Here is a 2,500-nt window from a genome sequence, read left to right on the forward strand (position 1 = left end):
TTCCCGACGTCGCCACTCGCCTGGCCCAAAGCCGAAAACCTTGATTTTCACTACAACGAAATATTCGGGAAGGTCGGCCTGCCAACCTGACAAGTGTGAGGCAAAGGGCTCGCAGGCAAAAGTCGATGCTCTTCGTTTGCTGGTCGATCCGAGGAAGCCTCCCGGGGCACCCGGTCTGCATGGGCGATCGCGGCATAGTGCGGATCCGACAGCGGCCGGCGTCAGTCCCGCTCGCCCCTGCGCTCGACAGGAAGATTCGTCTGTCTCTAGCGTTTGATCAAGGAGTTGTTTTGGCGGGATTGGGGATTGGGGTGCAAAAGCTGGTCCGCCCCCCTTGGTGTGTGCGTTTCAAACGCAAAAACCCCAGTCATTTCTGACTGGGGTTTTATGTGTTTCGAGATCGTAATGAGACCATACGTTTTTGGCAGACCTTGCAGCGACCTACTCTCCCAAGCCTTGAGACTTAGTACCATTGGCGCAGAGGAATTTGACGGTCGAGTTCGGGATGGGATCGGGTCTTGGGCTCCTCGCAAAAACCACAAGGTCAGCGAAAAACGTATGGGTGAATTCTGGTTTTGGTTCTGATTTGGACATTGCCTTCCCATGCAAGAGGCAATGTCTGGTGTATTATTTGTACCGATCAAACTCACACTATGCGGACATAGATTAATGAGAACGATCAAGCCAATCGAGCTATTAGTACCGGTAAGCTTCACACATTGCTGCGCTTCCACACCCGGCCTATCGACGTGGTGGTCTTCCACGGCTCTCAAGGGAATACTAGTTTTGAAGGAGGCTTCCTGCTTAGATGCTTTCAGCAGTTATCCCGTCCGAACTTAGCTACCCTGCAATGCGGCTGGCGCCACAACAGGTCCACCAGAGGTTCGTCCAACCCGGTCCTCTCGTACTAGGGTCAGCTCTTCTCAATATTCCTACACCCACGGCAGATAGGGACCGAACTGTCTCACGACGTTCTAAACCCAGCTCACGTACCACTTTAAATGGCGAACAGCCATACCCTTGGGACCTGCTCCAGCCCCAGGATGTGATGAGCCGACATCGAGGTGCCAAACAATGCCGTCGATATGGACTCTTGGGCATTATCAGCCTGTTATCCCCAGCGTACCTTTTATTCGTTGAGCGATGGCCCTTCCACGCGGGACCACCGGATCACTATGACCGACTTTCGTCTCTGCTCGACTTGTCAGTCTCGCAGTCAGGCAGGCTTATGCCATTGCACTCGAGGAACGATTTCCGACCGTTCTGAGCCTACCATCGCGCGCCTCCGTTACTCTTTGGGAGGCGACCGCCCCAGTCAAACTACCCACCATACGCTGTCCCGGACACTGTTATGCCGCGGTTAGACATCTATGACGATAAGGGTGGTATCTCATCTTGCGGCTCCACAGAGACTGGCGTCCCTGCTTCAAAGCCTACCACCTATCCTGCACATGCCGACACAAATGCCAGCGTAAAGCTATAGTAAAGGTGCATGGGGTCTTTCCGTCTGACCGCAGGAACCCCGCATCTTCACGGGGAATTCAATTTCGCTGAGTCTATACTGGAGACAGTGGGGAAGTCGTTACGCCATTCGTGCAGGTCGGAACTTACCCGACAAGGAATTTCGCTACCTTAGGACCGTTATAGTTACGGCCGCCGTTTACCGGGGCTTCAATTCAAGGCGTTAACCTCTCCTTTTAACCTTCCGGCACCGGGCAGGCGTCAGACCCTATACGTCGTTTTGCAACTTCGCAGAGCCCTGTGTTTTTAGTAAACAGTCGCCACCCCCTCTTTTGTGCCACCCCTGCCCAGTTGCCTGAACAGAGGTCATGCTTATCCCGAAGTTACGCATGCAATTTGCCGAGTTCCTTCAGTATAGTTCTCTCAAGCGCCTTGGTATACTCTACCAGTCCACCTGTGTCGGTTTAGGGTACGGTCAATGTTGGTGGAGCTATTTCCTGGAACCGGCTCATCGCACCCCCAATCCAATAAGGGGATACGAACCTGCGCGATCCGTCACTACCACCTGGCCCACGAATATTAACGTGGTTCCCATCGGCTACGCATTTCTGCCTCACCTTAGGGGCCGGCTAACCCTGCGCTGATTAGCATTGCGCAGGAACCCTTGGACTTTCGGCGAAAGTGTCTCTCACACTTTTTGTCGCTACTCATGTCATCATTCGCACTTCCGATACCTCCACGGCCCCTCACAGGTACCGCTTCACAGGCTTACGGAACGCTCCGCTACCGCTTGCACGTAAACGTGCAAACCCTAAGCTTCGGTGCATAGTTTTAGACCCGGTACATCTTCGCCGCAGGAACGCTTGACCAGTGAGCTGTTACGCTATCTTTAAAGGATGGCTGCTTCTAAGCCAACCTCCTGGTTGTCTAAGCATTCCCACATGCTTTCCCACTTAACTATGACTTGGGGACCTTAGCTGTAGGTTAGGGCTGTTTCCCTTTTGACGACGGACCTTAGCACCCGCCGTCTGTCTCCCGG

1 protein-coding gene and 2 rRNA genes (2 of these 3 cut by a window edge) are annotated in these 2,500 nt (G+C 53.7%); 1 reads left to right on the top strand and 2 read right to left on the bottom strand.

The features are described from left to right. Positions 1-90, top strand: the 3' portion of a protein-coding gene (locus tag ACZ5WT_RS05055) for an HNH endonuclease (RefSeq protein WP_464286295.1). Its footprint begins 768 nt before the window's first position; the window shows 90 of its 858 coding nt (coding positions 769-858); its start codon lies off the left edge, out of view; it ends in the stop codon at positions 88-90. Positions 91-428: 338 nt separating this feature from the next. On the opposite strand, the gene rrf is transcribed toward ACZ5WT_RS05055, so the two are convergent. Continuing rightward, a 5S ribosomal RNA gene (gene rrf, locus ACZ5WT_RS05060) occupies positions 429-544 on the bottom strand. A 131-nt stretch (positions 545-675) separates the two neighbouring features. Continuing rightward, positions 676-2,500, bottom strand: a 23S ribosomal RNA gene (locus tag ACZ5WT_RS05065); it runs 898 nt beyond the window's last position.

The organism is Devosia sp. T2-14 (assembly GCF_055397495.1).